14 protein-coding genes are annotated in these 16,249 nt (G+C 66.0%); 9 read left to right on the top strand and 5 right to left on the bottom strand.

Features of this window, described 5'->3' with window-relative positions; genetic code table 11:
* The first annotated feature begins 8 nt into the window (after nt 1-8).
* Nucleotides 9-1,154: a DegT/DnrJ/EryC1/StrS family aminotransferase gene (locus KT882_RS12380; protein ID WP_161074037.1), complete on the top strand. Its 1,146-nt coding sequence runs from the start codon at nt 9-11 to the stop codon at nt 1,152-1,154.
* Nucleotides 1,155-1,172: 18 nt separating this feature from the next.
* On the opposite strand, the gene KT882_RS12375 is transcribed toward KT882_RS12380, so the two are convergent.
* From KT882_RS12375 to KT882_RS12365, 3 genes are all read right to left on the bottom strand, one after another.
* On the bottom strand, nt 1,173-2,498 hold the full coding sequence (locus KT882_RS12375) for a glycosyltransferase (protein ID WP_161074014.1): 1,326 nt from the start codon (nt 2,496-2,498) through the stop codon (nt 1,173-1,175).
* Between the two features lie 105 nt (nt 2,499-2,603).
* Nucleotides 2,604-4,259, bottom strand: coding sequence for a glycosyltransferase family 4 protein (locus KT882_RS12370; protein ID WP_228895973.1), 1,656 nt, complete (start codon nt 4,257-4,259; stop codon nt 2,604-2,606).
* A gap of 48 nt (nt 4,260-4,307) precedes the next feature.
* A complete protein-coding gene (locus KT882_RS12365) occupies nt 4,308-5,129 on the bottom strand; it encodes a glycosyltransferase family 2 protein (RefSeq protein ID WP_161074012.1) in 822 nt (273 codons plus the stop codon).
* Nucleotides 5,130-5,615: 486 nt separating this feature from the next.
* Between KT882_RS12365 and leuA the strand changes: the two genes are divergently transcribed.
* The 3 genes from leuA (at nt 5,616) to KT882_RS12350 (ending at nt 9,532) form a co-directional block, all read left to right on the top strand.
* Nucleotides 5,616-7,316 (top strand): 2-isopropylmalate synthase, encoded by a 1,701-nt coding sequence (leuA, locus tag KT882_RS12360; RefSeq protein ID WP_161074011.1) that lies wholly within the window; start codon nt 5,616-5,618, stop codon nt 7,314-7,316.
* A gap of 69 nt (nt 7,317-7,385) precedes the next feature.
* On the top strand, nt 7,386-7,847 hold the full coding sequence (locus KT882_RS12355) for a hypothetical protein (RefSeq protein WP_228895971.1): 462 nt from the start codon (nt 7,386-7,388) through the stop codon (nt 7,845-7,847).
* Between the two features lie 89 nt (nt 7,848-7,936).
* On the top strand, nt 7,937-9,532 hold the full coding sequence (locus KT882_RS12350; RefSeq protein WP_161074009.1) for a methyl-accepting chemotaxis protein: 1,596 nt from the start codon (nt 7,937-7,939) through the stop codon (nt 9,530-9,532).
* Between the two features lie 107 nt (nt 9,533-9,639).
* Here the strand turns inward: KT882_RS12350 and egtB are convergent, their stop codons facing one another.
* Together egtB and egtD are read right to left on the bottom strand one after the other, a co-directional pair.
* On the bottom strand, nt 9,640-10,848 hold the full coding sequence (gene egtB, locus KT882_RS12345) for an ergothioneine biosynthesis protein EgtB (RefSeq protein ID WP_228895968.1): 1,209 nt from the start codon (nt 10,846-10,848) through the stop codon (nt 9,640-9,642).
* A gap of 24 nt (nt 10,849-10,872) precedes the next feature.
* Nucleotides 10,873-11,889 carry an L-histidine N(alpha)-methyltransferase gene (gene egtD, locus KT882_RS12340; RefSeq protein ID WP_228895966.1) on the bottom strand — a complete coding sequence of 339 codons (1,017 nt, stop codon included), beginning with the start codon at nt 11,887-11,889 and terminating at the stop codon, nt 10,873-10,875.
* 163 nt (nt 11,890-12,052) lie between these two features.
* Here egtD and KT882_RS12335 point away from each other — a divergent pair, with 163 nt between their 5' ends.
* The 5 genes from KT882_RS12335 to KT882_RS12315 are packed head-to-tail and all read left to right on the top strand — an operon-like array spanning nt 12,053 to nt 16,125.
* Complete coding sequence (locus KT882_RS12335; protein WP_161074006.1) at nt 12,053-12,919, top strand: putative selenate ABC transporter substrate-binding protein; 867 nt, start codon at nt 12,053-12,055, stop codon at nt 12,917-12,919.
* Nucleotides 12,920-12,929: 10 nt separating this feature from the next.
* Entirely contained in the window at nt 12,930-13,760 is an 831-nt protein-coding gene (locus tag KT882_RS12330) for a phosphonate ABC transporter ATP-binding protein (protein ID WP_228895964.1), read from the top strand.
* Nucleotides 13,761-13,768: 8 nt separating this feature from the next.
* On the top strand, nt 13,769-14,623 hold the full coding sequence (locus KT882_RS12325) for a PhnE/PtxC family ABC transporter permease (RefSeq protein ID WP_161074004.1): 855 nt from the start codon (nt 13,769-13,771) through the stop codon (nt 14,621-14,623).
* Nucleotides 14,620-15,435 carry a phosphonate ABC transporter, permease protein PhnE gene (gene phnE / locus KT882_RS12320; RefSeq protein ID WP_371869379.1) on the top strand — a complete coding sequence of 272 codons (816 nt, stop codon included), beginning with the start codon at nt 14,620-14,622 and terminating at the stop codon, nt 15,433-15,435. The genes KT882_RS12325 and phnE overlap by 4 nt, the downstream gene beginning before the upstream one ends.
* Nucleotides 15,436-15,441: 6 nt before the next feature.
* Nucleotides 15,442-16,125, top strand: a complete 684-nt coding sequence (locus KT882_RS12315; RefSeq protein ID WP_228895962.1) for an ABC transporter ATP-binding protein — start codon at nt 15,442-15,444, stop codon at nt 16,123-16,125.
* The last annotated feature ends 124 nt before the right edge of the window (nt 16,126-16,249 follow it).

The raw sequence follows: 16,249 nt of genomic DNA, 5'->3' as shown, positions 1-16,249 counted from the left end.
GGGAGATGATGACGCTAAGCCCATTGCCCCACCGCCCCACCATACGCCCTATGAAACCTATCTACGTCACCGAGCCCACCCTGCCGCCCCTGGAAGAATTCATTCCCTACCTGCAGCAGATCTGGGACAGCAAAACGCTGACCAACGGCGGCCCCTTCCACCAGCAGCTGGAAGCCGAGCTGTGCCGTCACCTGGGCGTGCGGCACGTGTCCCTGTTCACCAACGCCACCATCGCGCTGATCACCGCCTTGCAGGCCCTGCGTATCACCGGCGAAGTGATCACCACGCCGTATTCCTTCGTCGCCACCGCGCACTCGCTGCTGTGGACCGGGGTGAAGCCGGTGTTCGTCGACGTCGACCCGGTCACGCTAAACCTCGACCCGCGCAACATCGAAGCGGCCATCACGCCGCAGACCACGGCCATCATGCCGGTGCACTGCTACGGCACGCCCTGCGACGTCGATGAAATCCAGCGCATCGCCGACACTTACGGGCTGAAAGTGATCTACGACGCGGCCCATGCCTTTGGCGTGCGCAACCAGTCTGGCAGCATCCTCAACTACGGCGACCTGGCGGTGCTGAGCTTCCACGCCACCAAGGTGTTCAACACCTTCGAGGGCGGCGCCATCATCTGCCCGGACGCCAAGACCAAGCAGCGCATCGACCATCTGAAGAACTTCGGCTTTGTGGACGAGGTGACGGTGGTGGCGCCCGGCATCAACGGCAAGATGAGCGAGTTCAACGCCGCGCTGGGACTGCTGCAGCTGAAGGATCTGGAACAGGCGATCCAGAAGCGCCAGCTGATCGACGCGCGCTACCGTCGCGAACTGGCCGGCGTGGCCGGCATCCACTGCGTGCCGCGCGGACACGAGGGCGTGTCCAACTACGCCTACTTCCCCATCATGGTGGGTCCGCAATACAGCCGTAGCCGGGACGACTTGTACCGCAGGCTCAAGGAGCACGGCATCCATGCGCGGCGCTATTTCTATCCGCTCATCAGCGACTTCCCCATGTACCGGGGCCTGCCGTCGGCCGCGCGCTCGACGCTGCCGCTGGCGCGCCAGGCCGCCGACCAGGTGATCTGCCTGCCGATCTACCCGACGCTGCCGGAAGAAGCCCTGGAACGCATCATCTCGCTAATACGCGCAGGCTGAGCCCAGTCCCCGGCAGCGCTAAATGCCGCGCTTGATCTTCAGGTTGGTGTCCGCGGGCATCAGCCCGAGGCGGCGGCCGTGATGTTTCAGGAACATCCAGCTGTTGCGCTCGTGGGCGAAGATGGCCGGATCGCTGGAGGTGTGGTTGTCGTGCACGCGGAACTCGCTCAGCAGGTCGGCCAGGAACACGCACTCGCCCCTGCCCAGCATGTGCAGATAGAGCGCCACGTCGCCCGCCCCCTTGGTTTCAAAGCCGCTGAAACTCATCACCGAGGGCGCCATGGTCAGCGCGTCCGCGCGCCGCAGCATGACCGACGACGGCGGCCCGATGAAATTGCGGCCGGTGGCCAGCGTGAAGGCCGCCAGACTCAAGCCGCTGATTTCGCAGCTGGCATTGGCTACCGCCAGCAGCTGTTCCTCGAACCGCTCTCCAGCCGCGTTGATGGTGTAGCGGCGCGAAATGGCCAGCGCGGCGTCCGGGCAGGCCTGCATGCCTTGCACCATGCGTTCCACGCAGTGCGGCAGCAGCACATCGTCGTCGTACAGCGGCTTGATCAGTTCACCGCGCGCCTCGTGGATGCCGCGCGTCAGGCTTTTCACCTCGCCCAGCGGCGGAGTGTTCTTCAGGTAGCGCACCCGGCCGGCGCCCGCGCTGGCCTCGATCAGCTGGCGGATGTCGCCATCGCCGCTGTCGTCCAGTACGAGGATCTCGGTATGGGCATAAGTCTGCGCCAGCGCACTTGACAAGGCGGCCTCGAAATAGCGCGCGCGGTAGCCGGGAATCACGATGCTCACCAGGGGCTGGGCGTCCAGCACCGGCTTGCACGGCAAGAATTCCATAATCAGCTGGCCGGGCGCGCCGGCCACCTGGCCAGCCAGCGGCGCCATGCCGCTTTCTCCGGGCTGGCGCCGCACCGCGCTGTCCAGTCCGGCAAGCATGGCGGCGCGCTGCAGGTCCTGCGCGCTGTAGGTCCACTGGCGCCCCTCCATCCGCATCTGCAGATTGAGCGCCTCGGCCGGATTGTTGATCCACTGGTGCTCCGGCGCGCCGGGCGCGCTTTGCGCGGCAAACGTGGCCAGCATGGCGCCCAGATCCGGCGTGGCAACGCGCAGAATGGCGCCGCGCGCCAACACCCGCCGGCACTCGCGCAGGAACAACAGGCCCTGCTCCTGGCTCAGGTATTCAAGATGGTTCTGGCAGTGGATGCCGGCAATGCTGTGATCCGCGAACGGCAGGCCTTGCGACAGGTCGAGCTGCAAGTCCGCGCCGGGCGCCTGGGATACCGACGCGAAGCCGGCCAAGGCGGCATTGCCGGCCCCGATGTTCAGGAAGTGTTGCGTCATATCAGGCTGCGGCACGGCGGCTAGGTGTTGAAAAGAGTACGACCTTATGCAATCTGGCAGGCAATGTCAATCATGCCGGCGCCGCCGCAACAGCCGGCCCGGACACTACGGGGCGGCTCCGGCGGCGCGCAGCGCCACCTGCTGCGCCTGCTTGTAGCCGCGCCGCCGCAGTTCCGCGCCGTTCCCGCTGCACCAGTTCATGGCCTCGTGCAGCGCGGCGCCGGACGGCGCCGCCAGCTGCGCGCCGGGCTGCCGCTCCAGCAGTTCGGCCAGGCGGCCCTGGCGCACGCCCAGCAGGTACACGCCGCAGGCCATGGCGGCAACGGCGGCGGACAGCGCATAGTCCTGCTCCGACGTCAGCAGCAGCACATCGATGGACTGGAAGAAGGCCGCCGCCTGGGCCGGCGCCGCCTGCTCGTCCAGGATGGCCATCTGGTGCCGGCTGCCCATGGCGGGAATCAGCAGGCTGTTCACTTCATCCGGCCGCTCGGGCACCGTGCCCACCCAGCCGAAACGCACCGGGCCTTCACGGTAGGCATCCACATGGAAGGCGCCGAAATCGATGCGGCGCGCAAACTCGCCCAGCAGCGCTTCCGGCGCATTGCCCGCAGGGACAGCCGCATCCCCCAGCGCCGCGCGGACCTGCCGCATGCGCTCGACCAGGGCGGCGCCCGGCTCGAAGGAGCGCTGCAGGCGGCCGGTTTCGATCAGGTCCGTCCAGCCGCGCAGCACCACGGGCCAGGCATAGCATTCGCTCCAGTGCGCGCGGCTGATCTCGCCCAGCTCCTTGCGCAGCGCCCGGTTCGCTGCCAGCTGCCGCAGGCGCGGCATAAAGCCGGGCAGGTCCGTGATGAAGCCGCCCAGGTGGTCGTTGGCGGCGCCGCACTGGGGCGTGGCCAGCCAGGGCTTGCCGTGGGACATGGCCTCCAGCAGGGTGATGGGAGAGCCCTCGCCGTGCGAAGCCAGCACCACCACGTCCGCCGCGCGCATGGCGGCCGACACCCATTCCGGCGGCAGGCCGGGGATGTATTTGATTTCCGGGCGGCTGGCCAGCTTGGCCTGCACCGCCGCCACGCAGTCGGTGGCGCCGGTGGGCGTGCCTATCATCACCAGCTGCCAGTTGGCCGGCATGTCGGGCAAGGCGTCGATCAGGCCGATGTGGTTCTTCACCCAGTACAGATTGGCCACATGCAGGATTACGAAGCGGTCGGCCGGAATGCCGAGCTGCTGGCGGAAATCGCCGGCCGGCACGGCCTGGCTGCTGGCGTTGGGCAGGTAGACCGGCTCCACGCCGGCTTCCCGCATAAAGCGGTGGTCCGGCCCGCTCTTGGTCATGGTCAGCGCGGCGGTGGACGATTTCAGGATGGCGGCCAGGCGCTGGCGGAAGTCCTGCTTGTCCTTCCAGCGCGCGTAGCCGTCCTCGTTGATGATGGGCTGCACCAGCACCCGCGTATGCGCCGGCGGCGCGAGCTGCTCCACGCTCCAGACGATGGTGCCCAGCGGATCCTGGATCAGCAAGCAGGTGTCGTAGGCGCCGGAGGCCACCGCCGCGCGGATGGCGTGCTGGAAAGCCGGCATGTCCACGCTGATGATGGCCACGCCCTCATGGCTGTCCGCGCTGCGGCCCGGAAAAGCCAGCGTCATCACGCTGACGTCGTAGCCGGCCGCCACCAGTTCGCCGCCCAGCTGCCCCATGCTCGTCTCCAGCCCTCCGATGGAAGGCCAGAAATGGCTGCAGGCGATCAGTATTTTTTTGCGCATTGGGGTCGCTGTCGTAAATGGTCCGGGCCGCCGGGGCGGCAGCCGCGCTTAGGCCTCCATGGCCAGGCGCAGCTCCTCCATGGTAGCGCGCAAGCGGGCGTTGTAGCGCGCCATGGAGTCGTCCATCTGGTGGTTGGTGTTGAAGCCGTTCCACCATTCCTCCTCGCGGATGGCGGCGGCGCTGGCGTCGGCATGGCCGCTGGCGCGCTTGTGCTTCTCGTAGTATTCGCGGCTCTGGCAGACGTAGTGGTTCATGCGGAACTGGCGGTAGCTGGGCACGTAGTCAGGCATAAAGCCCCAGGTGATGGGCCGCATCTGCTCGTCGACGGTGCCGCCGGGCGTGGCGAACACGTGGCCGCTGGACGAAATCGCCGTCTGCTGGCGGCCCTTGACCAGGCTTTTCACGCGGCTGTGCGCGTAGAAGCTGTCCTCGGCGCGCATGCGGAAGTTCTCGGTGATCAGGCCTTCCGGTTCGGCCACGTGGCCCGAGCTGCCGAAGTTCACGTTGTAGACCCCGAGCGCCGACGCCGGCATGCTGTCGTACTGCCACAGCGCTTCCTGCATGGTGTAGGCCTTGGTCGGGAACAGGAACTCGTCGCCGTCGATGAAGCCCATCCAGTCGACTTCGTTCATATAATTCTGGCAAGCGTGCTGGTAGGCCTGCAGCTGGATGCGGTCGCCCGGCGAGGGCAAGGCGATGATGTTGATGTCGAGCCGTTTTTTCAGCTTCAGCAGGATCTCTACCGTGTCGTCCTGGCACATGTGGGCGTAAAAGTAGAACTTGCGGAAGCCAACCAGGTAATGAAACGCAAACCACTCCAGCAGCCAGGGGCCGCGGTCGCGCTGTATGGTAACTAGCCCTAATATCATTCCCGACCTTCCCGGCCCTATAGCCTTATAGCAACACAGACCATTGTACGAGTCGCCAATTCGGCTGGTCAAGCGCTAATCGGCCTGCCCGCCGCCGCAAATTCGCTTGACAAGCGGGAAGCAGCTCCCTTACATTAAAGCCCATGTTCCCGCATCCGCACCTATCCGCTTTCCTGCTGCCGGCTCCTAGCGCCCTATCGCTAGCGCTGCGCCTACTAGCACGCGCCTAAAAAGCACGTCTCAGTTGTACCCCTGCGCCGGCCACAAGCTGCGCAAGTCTCCCAAAAAATCAGGAAAGTTTGCACCGATGTCCACCACGGCTATTCACACGCACCGTAGCACCGCACGCACCTCTCAAGGTTTCGCGCTGCTACTGCTATCGCTACCGACCGGTTGCCAGGCCTAGCGTCCCGTGGCCGTCTGGCAGCCCGCGCCACATCGAATGCGCTTTACCTTCCAAAAATTCAGAAGACTCAGGAGTACCACATGATGTTGCAAAACCCAGCAGCGAAATACCGCGCCTTCCCGGCTGTCCAATTGACCGACCGCACCTGGCCGAACGCCGTCATCAGCAAGCCGCCGATCTGGATGAGCACCGACCTGCGCGACGGCAACCAGGCGCTGATCGAGCCAATGAGCCCGGAGAAAAAGCTGCGCTTCTTTGACATGCTGATCAAGATCGGCATCAAGGAAATCGAAGTGGGCTTCCCTTCGGCCTCGCAGACCGACTTCGACTTCGTGCGCAAGCTGATCGACGAAGACCGCATTCCGGACGACGTCACCATCATCGTGCTGACCCAGTCGCGCGAAGAACTGATACGCCGCACCGTGGAAGCGGCGGCGGGCGCCAAGCGCGCCATTGTCCACCTGTACAACTCGGTGGCGCCGGTGTTTCGCAAAGTGGTGTTCGGCATGTCGCGCGAAGAGATCACCAACATCGCCACCACCGGCACCACGCTGGTGAAAGAGCTGGTGGCCCAGCATCCGCAGACCGACTGGGGCTTTGAATACACGCCGGAATCGTTCTCCACCACCGAACTCGATTTCTCCAAGCATATCTGCGACGCCGTTTCCGCCATCTGGAAACCGACCCCGCAGAAGAAAATGATCATCAACATGCCGTCGACGGTGGAGTGCAGCACGCCTAACGTGTATGCCGACCAGATCGAATGGATGTCGCGCAAGCTGGAGCGCCGCGATTCGCTGATCCTGTCCGTGCACCCGCATAACGACCGCGGCACCGCCATCGCCGCCGCCGAACTGGCCGTCATGGCCGGCGCCGACCGCGTGGAAGGCTGCCTGTTCGGCAACGGCGAGCGCACCGGCAACGTGGACCTGGTGACGCTGGCATTGAACCTGTACACCCAGGGCGTGCACCCTGGCCTGGACTTCTCCGACATCGACAGCGTGCGCAAGCTGGTGGAGGAATGCAACCAGCTGCCGGTGCACCCGCGCCACCCATACGTGGGCGACCTGGTGTTCACCGCCTTCTCCGGTTCGCACCAGGATGCGATCAAGAAGGGCTTCGCCAAGCAGCAGCCGGACCAGCCTTGGGAAATCCCTTACCTGCCTATCGACCCGCAAGATCTGGGCCGCAGCTACGACGCGGTGATCCGCGTGAACAGCCAGTCCGGCAAAGGCGGCATGGCCTATCTGCTCGAGCAGGACTTCGGCCTGGTGCTGCCGCGCCGCCTGCAGATCGAGTTCAGCCGCGCCGTTCAGGCCGTGGCCGACCAGACCGGCCTGGAGATCACCTCCGAAGGCATCCACCAGATCTTCAGCCAGGAATACCTGGAGCAGACCGCGCCTTACGCCTACAGCTCGCACAAGATGCAGGAAGACACCACCAGCGACGAGCCGGTGCAGATCGACATCGCCCTTAGCCACCGTGGCGCCAGCATGGCGCTGCAAGGCGGCGGCAACGGCCCGATCGACGCCTTCGTCGACGCGCTCGGCCTGGACATCAAGCTGATGGACTACCACGAGCACTCGATCGGCTCCGGCGCCAACGCCAAGGCGGCCTGCTATGTTGAACTGCGCCTGGAAAACGGCCCCACCCTGTTCGGCGCGGGCATAGACAGCAACATCGTCACCGCCTCCTTCAAGGCCGTGCTGAGCGCCGTCAACCGCCAGATCAAGCAGCGCGAAGCCGCCTCCGCCCCGGCGGACGCCGGCGCCGCCGCATAAAAAACGTCCCGGCCAGCCGCCGCCAGAGCCGGATATTGAAGGGCGCCCCAGGAGGGCGCCCTTGTACCGGTGGATCCGCCGCTGGACGAGGCCCTGGCCGCCCCGCAAGCGGCGGCCCTCGATACCGCACTGGCCTGCCTGGACGCAGCAAGCAGCGGCAAGATAACCGCAGCGCCGGCTTGCGCCTACGCCCCCGGCGGCGAAACCGGCGTCAAGCTGGCTGCCGCGCAGGCGGCGCAAATAGCCAAGCCCGCCTACTGGCGCTCGCGCGCCTCCGAAATCGACAACCTGCCCGCCAGCGCCAGCCAGCTGCGCACCGCGCGCAAAACCTTCGGCGACCTGCCGCTGGTGGTGCTGGCGCGCAGCGACGCTGCACAGGCCACCGCAGCGCAGCATCTGGCCAGCCTGTCCACGCGCGGACGCAGCGTGGCGCTGCCGGACACCGGCCTGCCCCTCCTGTTCGCGCAGCCCGAAGCCGTCAGCGCCGCCGTGCTGCAAGTGCTGGAGGCGCTGGAAAAACCACAGCCCTGAACGCCGGCCTGCGGCCCGCCGCCAGTTTCCGGCAGTCCTCGAAATATATTGATATACTATTTTTGCACTGCAACAATTTGGAGAATGGCATGAAACTGGCGAATCTGAACATCGGCGCCCGGCTTGGACTGGGATTTGGCATGGTACTGCTGCTGATGGCGGTGCTGATCGGCATCGGTCTGCAGCGGCTGGCGCAGATAGGCGACCTGAACGCCACCATGGTGGACCAGGACTGGCGCAAGGCCGACGCCGCCGCCATCATCGCCGCCACCACGCGCGCCAACTCGGCGCTGGTGCTGGAAATGTTCATCGCCACCGACAAGGCGGCCGAAGCGCGCATCCTGGAGCAGATCGACGGCAACAAGAAAATCATCTCCGCCGAACTGGAAGTGCTGGACAAACTGGTCTTCCGCGACGAAGGCAAGACGCTGCTGGCGGCCATCAAGACCCAGCGCGCGCAATACGTGCAGTCCTTCAGCAAGGTGGCAAAAATGCTCGCCGACGGCCAGCGCGACGAGGCCGCCCAGTTCATGCGCAGCGACACCCTGCCCGCGCTGGGCAGTCTGCAAAACAGCGTCAAACAGCTCAACGATCTGCAGCGCGGCATCGTCGTCGAGCACAGCGGCCTGGTGAAAGACAATATCAGCATGGCGGGCCGCATGATGGCAGGCCTGGGCGCGCTGGCGCTGCTGCTGGGCGTGGCCTTCGCCTGGCGCGTCACGCGCTCCATCACCGCCCCTATCGGCCATGCGCTGCAAGTGGCGCGCGCCGTGGCGGCGGGCGACCTGACCAGCCAGATCAAGGCCGACACGCGCTGCGAAGCCGGCCAGCTGCTGGGGGCGCTGGGTGAAATGAACAGCAGCCTGGCGCGCATCGTCGGCGAGGTGCGCAACGGCACCGGCGCCATCGCCAGCGCCTCCAGCCAGATCGCCAGCGGCAATATGGATTTGTCCTCGCGCACCGAAGCGCAGGCCAGCGCCCTGGAACAGACCGCCTCCTCGATGATAGAACTCACCACCACCGTGCGCAACAACAGCGACAACGCGCGCCAGGCCAACGAACTGGCGCGCAGCGCGTCGGCCGTGGCGCAGCGCGGCGGCAGCGTCGTGTCGCAAGTGGTCGACACCATGGGCTCGATCAACGCCTCCTCGCGCAAGATCGTGGACATTATCGCCGTCATCGACGGCATCGCCTTCCAGACCAATATCCTGGCGCTGAACGCGGCGGTCGAAGCGGCGCGCGCGGGTGAACAGGGGCGCGGCTTCGCCGTGGTGGCGTCCGAAGTGCGCAACCTGGCGCAGCGCTCGGCCAGCGCCGCCAAGGAAATCAAGGAGCTGATCGCCGATTCGGTCGAGAAAGTCGATGTGGGCGCCAAGCTGGTGGAGCAGGCCGGCAGCACCATGGACGAAGTGGTGGCCAGCGTCCAGCGCGTGAGCGACATCGTGGGTGAAATCACGCTCGCCAACAACGAGCAGACCGACGGCATCGAGCAGATCAACGTCGCCATCTCGCAAATGGACCAGACCACGCAGCAGAACGCCGCGCTGGTGGAAGAAGCCGCCGCCGCTGCAGCCGCCATGCAGGACCAGGCCGGCGCGCTGAAAGACGTGGTCAGCCAGTTCCGCCTGGCGGAAGGCCCGGCCCAGGCGCGCCACCGCCCCGCCCCGCGCCGCCTTGCGGCATAAGCCGTCCAGCCGCAGGACGTCGCAACCTCGCAACCTCGCAACCGCGTAGGGCGGGTTAGCGGAAACCGCGTAACCCGCCAAGAGCCGCCGGCAGCACGGCCAAGCCGCTACTTGCGCGCCAGGCGGATACCGGTGAACTGCCAGCGCGCGCCGGCCGGGAAAAAGTTGCGGTAGCTGGCGCGCGCATGCCCGGCCGGCGTGGCGCACGACGAGCCGCGCAGCACATACTGGTTCAGCATGAACTTGCCGTTGTACTCGCCCAGCGCGCCCGGCGCCGTCTCATAGCCCGGATAAGGCGCATAGCTGCTGCTGGTCCATTGCCAGCAGTGTCCAAACATCTGCCTTAACCCACCCTGCTCCTGTGCGTCCTGCTGCGCAGCGAACTCCCACTCCCCCTCCGTCGGCAAGCGCGCGCCGCGCCAATGGGCGTAAGCGTCCGCCTCGAACAGCGACAAATGCATGGCCGGCGCATCGAGGTCCAGCGCCTGCAAGCCCGCCAGCGTGAACTCCAGCCACTGCCCGTCCTCGCCGCGCCGCCAGTACATCGGCATGCGCAACCCCTGCGTGCAAACCCAGTCCCAGCCCTCGGCCAGCCACAGCGACGCCGTCTCATAGCCGCCCGCCTCGATAAAAGCCAGGTACTCGCCATTGCTCACCAGCCGCGAAGCCAGCGCGAACGGCGCCACATACTGGCGGTGGCGCGGCAGCTCGTTGTCAAAGCAGAAGCCGTCGCCGCCGTAACCGATATCGGCCAGCCCGCCGTCAAACGCCACCCACTCCATCGCGCCGGCCTCGCTGCGCGCCCCGGCCTGCTGCGCATAGGCCGGCTGCAAAGGATTCTGCGCCAGCAAATGCTTCACATCCGTCAGCATCAGTTCCTGGTGCTGCTGCTCGTGCTCCAGGCCCAGCGTGGCCATCATCTCCAGCTGCGCGCGCTGCGCCGCATCCAGCGCGAGGCCGAACAGGCGCGCCATGCGTGCATCCACATTCGCGCGGAAGGCTTTCACCTCGGCCAGCGACGGCCGCGTGAGCAGGCCGCGCTGCGGACGCGGATGCTTTTCGCCGATGCCGTTGTAATAGGAATTGAACAGCACCCGGAACGCGGGATGGAAGGGCTCGAAGTCCGCCTCCATGCGCTCCAGGATAAAGGTCTCGAAGAACCAGGTAGTATGCGCCAGGTGCCATTTGATGGGGCTCGCATCCGGCATGGACTGGGCGCAGCAGTCCTCGTCCGACAAGGGCTCGGCCAGCGCCAGCGAGCGTTCGCGTACCGAGTTGTAGCGCGCTATCCAGTGCGCGGGGCCGCTCATATGCATAGCTTATTCATCTTGATAGTCACTTTATTCACCGATCGCCCTGGCATGCAGCACGGCGTACCATTCCGCGTCGTCGGTCCAGGTATGCGTGGCGGCGAAACCGGCTTCCTGCAGCAGGTCGATAAAACCGCGCCGCGTGTATTTGTAGCTGTCTTCCGTGTGTATGCGCTCGCCGCGCGCAAAGTGGCGCTCGTAGCGCTGGCGCCCCTCGGCCGGCCAGCTCACCGACAGCGCCTCGCGCGCTTCCAGGTGCATTTCCACCCTGCTCTCTTCGGCGTTGAAGAAGGCGCGGTGCTGCCACTGCGTGACGTCGAAATCCGCGCCTGTCAGGTGGTTCAGGTGGCGCAGCATGTTCAGGTTGAAGGACGAGGTGACGCCGATCGCATCGTCATACGCCGCGTCCAGCACGGCGCCGTCCTTGACCAGGTCCACGCCGATCAGCAGGCCGCCGTCGCCCTGCTCGTTGGCGCGCATGCGGCGCAGGAAGGCGATCGCCTCGTGCGGCGCGAAATTGCCTATCGACGAACCAGGATAGAAGAACACGCGCCGCTCGGGCCGCACGCTGGCCGGCAAATGGAAACTGCGCGAGAAATCCAGTCCCAGCGCCGTCATTTCAATATGCGGGAAGCGCTGCTGCAGCCGGCTCACCGCCTCGTTCAGGAAGTCGCGCGAAATATCGATGGGCACGTACTGCGCCGGGTGCAGCAACGGGAACAGGCCGGCCGCCTTGGCGCAATTGCCCGCGCCCAGGTCGATCAGCGTGGAACCCAGCCCCACCGCCTGCGCGATTTCGCTGCCGTAACGCTCAAAGATGGACGCTTCGGTGCGCGTGGGATAGTATTCGGGCAGCTCGCATATCGCTTCGAACAGCTTGGAGCCCAGGCTGTCATATAAATACTTGGGCGAAGTGTAAGCCCGCTCCGCCAGCAAGCCAGTACTGATCTCGGCGATGGTGGCTGGGCTGCCCTGCGGAACGCTGGACGACCGGCTGGGAATATCAGGCGAAATCACGCGGATCGCCGCAGTACGGGACATAGGCATAGTGTGCTCAGTCAAGTTGATGGGCCATCACCGAGCCTGCTGCCGATGACAGTTTTGCTATCATAGCTGAATATCATATTTTCAGTGTCGCCGCGCCCAAGCCGTGCATTCTTGCGTTAGCCGCTTAACATTGGCTGCTTAACAACTACAAAAAGGAACTTCCATGAAATGCTCTCCATTGACCCTCGTCAAATCCCTGATGGCCGCCAGCCTGCTGTTCGCCGCCGCCCAGGCGCCGGCCCAGCAAGTGCTGCGCGTGTCCGCCATTCCGGACGAAGCGCCGACCGAACTGCAGCGCAAGTTCAAGCCGCTGGGCGAGTACCTGGAGAAGAAACTGAACATGAAGGTCGAGTTCACCCCGGTGACCGACTACGCCGCCTCGGTGGAAGGCCTGATCAACCACAAGCTGGACATGGTGTGGTTCGGCGGCTTCACTTTCGTGCAAGCCAAGGACCGCAGCAAGGGCCAGGTGGTGCCGCTGGTGCAGCGCGCCGAGGACGAGAAATTCCGCTCGGTGTTCGTCACCACCAGCAAAACCATCAACAAGCTCGATGACCTGAAGGGCAAGACCCTGAGCTTCGGCTCGGAGTCGTCCACCTCCGGCCACCTGATGCCGCGCTCCTTCCTGCTGGCCGCGAAGATCAATCCGGACACCGACCTGAAACGCATCGCCTTCTCCGGCGCGCACGACGCCACCGTGGCGGCCGTTGCCGGCGGCAAGGTGGACGCGGGCGCGCTGAACATCTCGGTATGGGAAAAGCTGGTGGCCGAGAAAAAGGTCGACCCGGCCGCCGTGCGCGTGTTCTACACTACCCCCGGCTACTATGACTACAACTGGACCGTGCGCGCCGACATGAACCCGGAACTGAAGAAGAAGATCACCGACGCCTTCCTGGCGCTGGACGCATCCAAGCCGGAAGACAAAGCCATCCTGGACCTGCAGCGCGCCTCCAAGTTCATTCCGACCAAGGCCGAGAACTACACCGCCATCGAAGCGGCCGCCGTCAACGCGGGCCTGCTGAAGAAATAAGATTCGATCCATGTCCGCTCCTTTGTACCTGCTCGAGCGCCTGACGGTGCGCCATGCCGGCGCCGCCAGCGCGCCCGCGCTGCACGCCATCGACCTGGCCGTTGCGCCGGGCGAGCAGCTTGCGCTGATCGGCCCTTCCGGGGCCGGCAAGACCACGCTGCTGGCCACGCTGGCCTGCAACCACCAGCCGCAATCGGACGACGGCGGCCGCTACACGGCCTTCGGCGCCGACCCGTGGGCGCTGGACAACGCGGCCCGCCACCGTTTGCGCGCGCGCCTGTTCCTGGCGCCGCAGACGCCGCCGCTGCCGCCGCGCCAGCGCGTGGTGACGGCGGTGCTGGCCGCGCGCCTGCCGCACTGGAGCTTGTGGCGCGCCCTGCGTTCGCTGGTCAAGCCGGTGGAGCCGGAAGCGGCCTACCGCGCGCTGGCCCGCTTCAACCTGGGCGACAAGCTGTATAGCCGTGTGGACCGCCTGTCCGGCGGCGAGCGCCAGCGCTGCGGCCTGGCGCGCCTGATGCTGTCGGACGCGCAGGCGCTGCTGGTGGACGAGCCGCTGTCCGCGCTCGACCCCGCGCTGTCGCAATTGACGCTGTCCACGCTGCAGCAGGAAGCCCGCGAACGCAACGCCGCGCTGGTGTGCAGCCTGCACCAGGTGGAACTGGCGCTGGCCAACTTCCCCCGCATCGTGGCGCTGAAACAGGGCAGCATCGCCTTCGACCTGCCGCGCGAGCAGGTCACCGAGGCCATGATCGCCGAACTGTACCTGGGCGAGCAGCCGCCGGCCAATGCGCCCTCGCTGCACGAGTCGGCGGAAAAACTGGCCATCGGCGCCTGCCTCTGAAACACCGTATGCGCAATCTCCCCGCAGTCCCTTATACCAGCCCGGCCGACCGCCACCCCGACCCCGCCTGGCGCGGCCGGATGACGTTCGCCGTGCTTGCTCTCATTGTGCTCTGGCCCATGGTGGTGGCCAGCGAATTCAAGCCCTTCGAACTGCTGGACTGGCAAAGCCTGACTGCCACCGGCCGCTTCCTGGCCGGCTTCGTGCCGCCGGCGCACGACGCGGAATTCCTGTCCATGCTGCTGCGCGAGACCTGGCTCACCATCGCCATCGCCACCGCCGGGCTCACGCTCGCGCTGCTGGGCGCCATCCCCGCCACGCTGCTGGTGACCGAGCGCCTGTCGATCTCGCGCCTGGGCAGCGGCCGCATGGCGCTGCCTTCGCGCCTGCTGCGCCAGGCCGTGCGCTGGCTGCTGATCTTGCTGCGCAGCGTGCCCGAACTGGTGTGGGCGCTGCTGTTCGTGCGCATCGTCGGCCTGGGGCCGACGGCCGGCGTGCTGGCCATCGCCCTGACCTACTGCGGCATGCTGGGCAAGGTCTACGCCGAGATCCTGGAATCGTCCGACGCCCACGCGGCCGACACGCTGCTGGCCAACGGCAGCGGCAGGCTGGCGGCGCTGCTGTACGGCGCGCTGCCGGAGGCGGCGTCCGAGCTGGTGTCCTATACCGTGTACCGCTGGGAGTGCGCGATACGCGGCTCGGTGGTGATGGGCTTTGTCGGCGCGGGCGGGCTGGGCCAGCGCATGGACGAATCCATGAAGGCCATGAGCGGCGGCGAAGTGTCGTCCATGCTGCTGGTGTTCGTGCTGCTGGTTGCCGCCGCCGACCTGGTGTCGAAATACCTGCGGAGGCGCCTCGGATGACGCAGACTGCATTGAAAGAGGCGCCGGCCGGGATGCCGCCGCCCCCCGCTCGCTCCTGGTCCGCCTGGCTCATGGCGCTGGCCCTGGCCATGCTGGTGGCGGCCAGTTTCGCCACGTTGCCGCTCAACTGGTCGGCCCTGCTGAGCGCCGACGCGGTGCGCAGCAGCAGTGAATTCCTGGCCGGCTTCGCGCCCCCGGAACTGGCCGTGCCCTTCCTGGTCAAGACCGCCAACGCCACGCTGGAAACGCTGGCCATGTCCGCCCTCGGCACCCTGCTGGCGGTGGCGGGCGGCCTGCTGCTGGCACTGCCCGGCGCGGGCCGCTTCGGCCGCCCAGCGCGCGCCGCCGTGCGCGCCGTGCTGAACGTGCTGCGCTCGGTGCCGGAGCTGGTGTGGGCCTCCATCCTGATGATCGCCGCCGGACTGGGGCCGTTCGCCGGCACCATGGCGCTGGCCGTGCACACCGCCGGCGTGCTGGGACGGCTGTTTGCCGACGCGCTGGAAAACGCCGCGCCGCTGCCGGAGCAAAGCCTGCGCATCAACGGCGTCTCGCCCATGGCGGCCTTCCTCTACGCCACCTTGCCGCAAACGCTGCCGCAAATGCTGTCCTACACCTTGTACCGGTGGGAGAACAATATCCGCGCCGCCGCCATTCTCGGCGTGGTGGGCGCGGGCGGGCTGGGGCAGATGCTGAAATACCATTTATCGCTATTCCAGATGCAAGCCGCAGCCACCGTCATCATCGCCATGCTGCTGCTGGTGGCGCTGGTGGATGCGGCCAGCTTCGCCACCCGCCGCGCCCTCACCCGCTGATTGCCTATGCTCGCCCTGAACAAGCTGTCCAAGACCTATGCCGGCCGGCCGGTGCTGAGCGAGCTGAGCTGGCTTTTCCGCGCCGGCGAATTTGTCGCCATCATGGGCGAATCGGGCGTGGGCAAATCCACCCTGCTGAACCTGATCGCGGGCCTGGACCAGCCGGATATCGCCCCGGCGTCCGGACCTCCCATCGTGCTGGACGGCGTGGCCATGTCAGCGCTGGACGACGACGCCGCCACCCGCTTGCGGCGCCAAAAAATGGGCTTTGTTTTCCAGGCCTTCCACGTGCTGCCGCATCTGACCCTGCTGCAAAACGTGGCTCTGCCGCTGCTGCTGAACGGCCTGCCGCAGCAGCGCGCGCTGGACATGCTGGAGGCGGTCGGCCTGCAGGGGCGCGGCGGCGACTATCCGCACCAGCTGTCCGGCGGCCAGCTCCAGCGCGTGGCCATCGCCCGCGCACTGGTGCACCAGCCGGCCCTGGTGCTGGCGGACGAACCCACCGGCAACCTCGACCCGGAGACCGCGCACGGCATACTTTTGCTGCTGCGCAACGAAATAAAATCCAGCGGCGCTTGCACCATTATGGTGACCCATTCCCACGCCGCCGCCGCGATGGCGGACCGCACGCTCGTACTGACCAGCTCGGGACTACAAGAAACAACATCCGTCAACCGCTTTGCTCAATAAATAAGAATATTTTTTGTCCTAGACCTACCAATAATCTACCGTTGCAGTATCATACATACAACTTGCTTGGTTATTAATAGTTGAGTGATCCGCCTGTTTACGCCGTTTGGGCGGTAGAACACAA

The organism is Pseudoduganella aquatica (assembly GCF_020865585.1).
Classification (GTDB): domain Bacteria; phylum Pseudomonadota; class Gammaproteobacteria; order Burkholderiales; family Burkholderiaceae_D; genus Rugamonas; species Rugamonas aquatica_A.
The sequence above is the reverse complement of the archived record's forward strand: the minus strand, read 5'-3'. Positions and strand labels throughout refer to the sequence as shown.

Excerpts from the sequence above, each read along its gene's own strand:
- KT882_RS12380 (WP_161074037.1), top strand. The coding sequence starts at position 9 with ATGACGCTAAGCCCATTGCCCCACCGCCCCACCATACGCCCTATGAAA.
- KT882_RS12375 (WP_161074014.1), bottom strand. The coding sequence starts at position 2,498 with ATGACGCAACACTTCCTGAACATCGGGGCCGGCAATGCCGCCTTGGCC.
- KT882_RS12370 (WP_228895973.1), bottom strand. The coding sequence starts at position 4,259 with ATGCGCAAAAAAATACTGATCGCCTGCAGCCATTTCTGGCCTTCCATC.
- KT882_RS12365 (WP_161074012.1), bottom strand. The coding sequence starts at position 5,129 with ATGATATTAGGGCTAGTTACCATACAGCGCGACCGCGGCCCCTGGCTG.
- leuA (WP_161074011.1), top strand. The coding sequence starts at position 5,616 with ATGATGTTGCAAAACCCAGCAGCGAAATACCGCGCCTTCCCGGCTGTC.
- KT882_RS12350 (WP_161074009.1), top strand. The coding sequence starts at position 7,937 with ATGAAACTGGCGAATCTGAACATCGGCGCCCGGCTTGGACTGGGATTT.
- egtB (WP_228895968.1), bottom strand. The coding sequence starts at position 10,848 with ATGCATATGAGCGGCCCCGCGCACTGGATAGCGCGCTACAACTCGGTA.
- egtD (WP_228895966.1), bottom strand. The coding sequence starts at position 11,889 with ATGCCTATGTCCCGTACTGCGGCGATCCGCGTGATTTCGCCTGATATT.
- KT882_RS12335 (WP_161074006.1), top strand. The coding sequence starts at position 12,053 with ATGAAATGCTCTCCATTGACCCTCGTCAAATCCCTGATGGCCGCCAGC.
- KT882_RS12330 (WP_228895964.1), top strand. The coding sequence starts at position 12,930 with ATGTCCGCTCCTTTGTACCTGCTCGAGCGCCTGACGGTGCGCCATGCC.
- KT882_RS12325 (WP_161074004.1), top strand. The coding sequence starts at position 13,769 with ATGCGCAATCTCCCCGCAGTCCCTTATACCAGCCCGGCCGACCGCCAC.
- phnE (WP_371869379.1), top strand. The coding sequence starts at position 14,620 with ATGACGCAGACTGCATTGAAAGAGGCGCCGGCCGGGATGCCGCCGCCC.
- KT882_RS12315 (WP_228895962.1), top strand. The coding sequence starts at position 15,442 with ATGCTCGCCCTGAACAAGCTGTCCAAGACCTATGCCGGCCGGCCGGTG.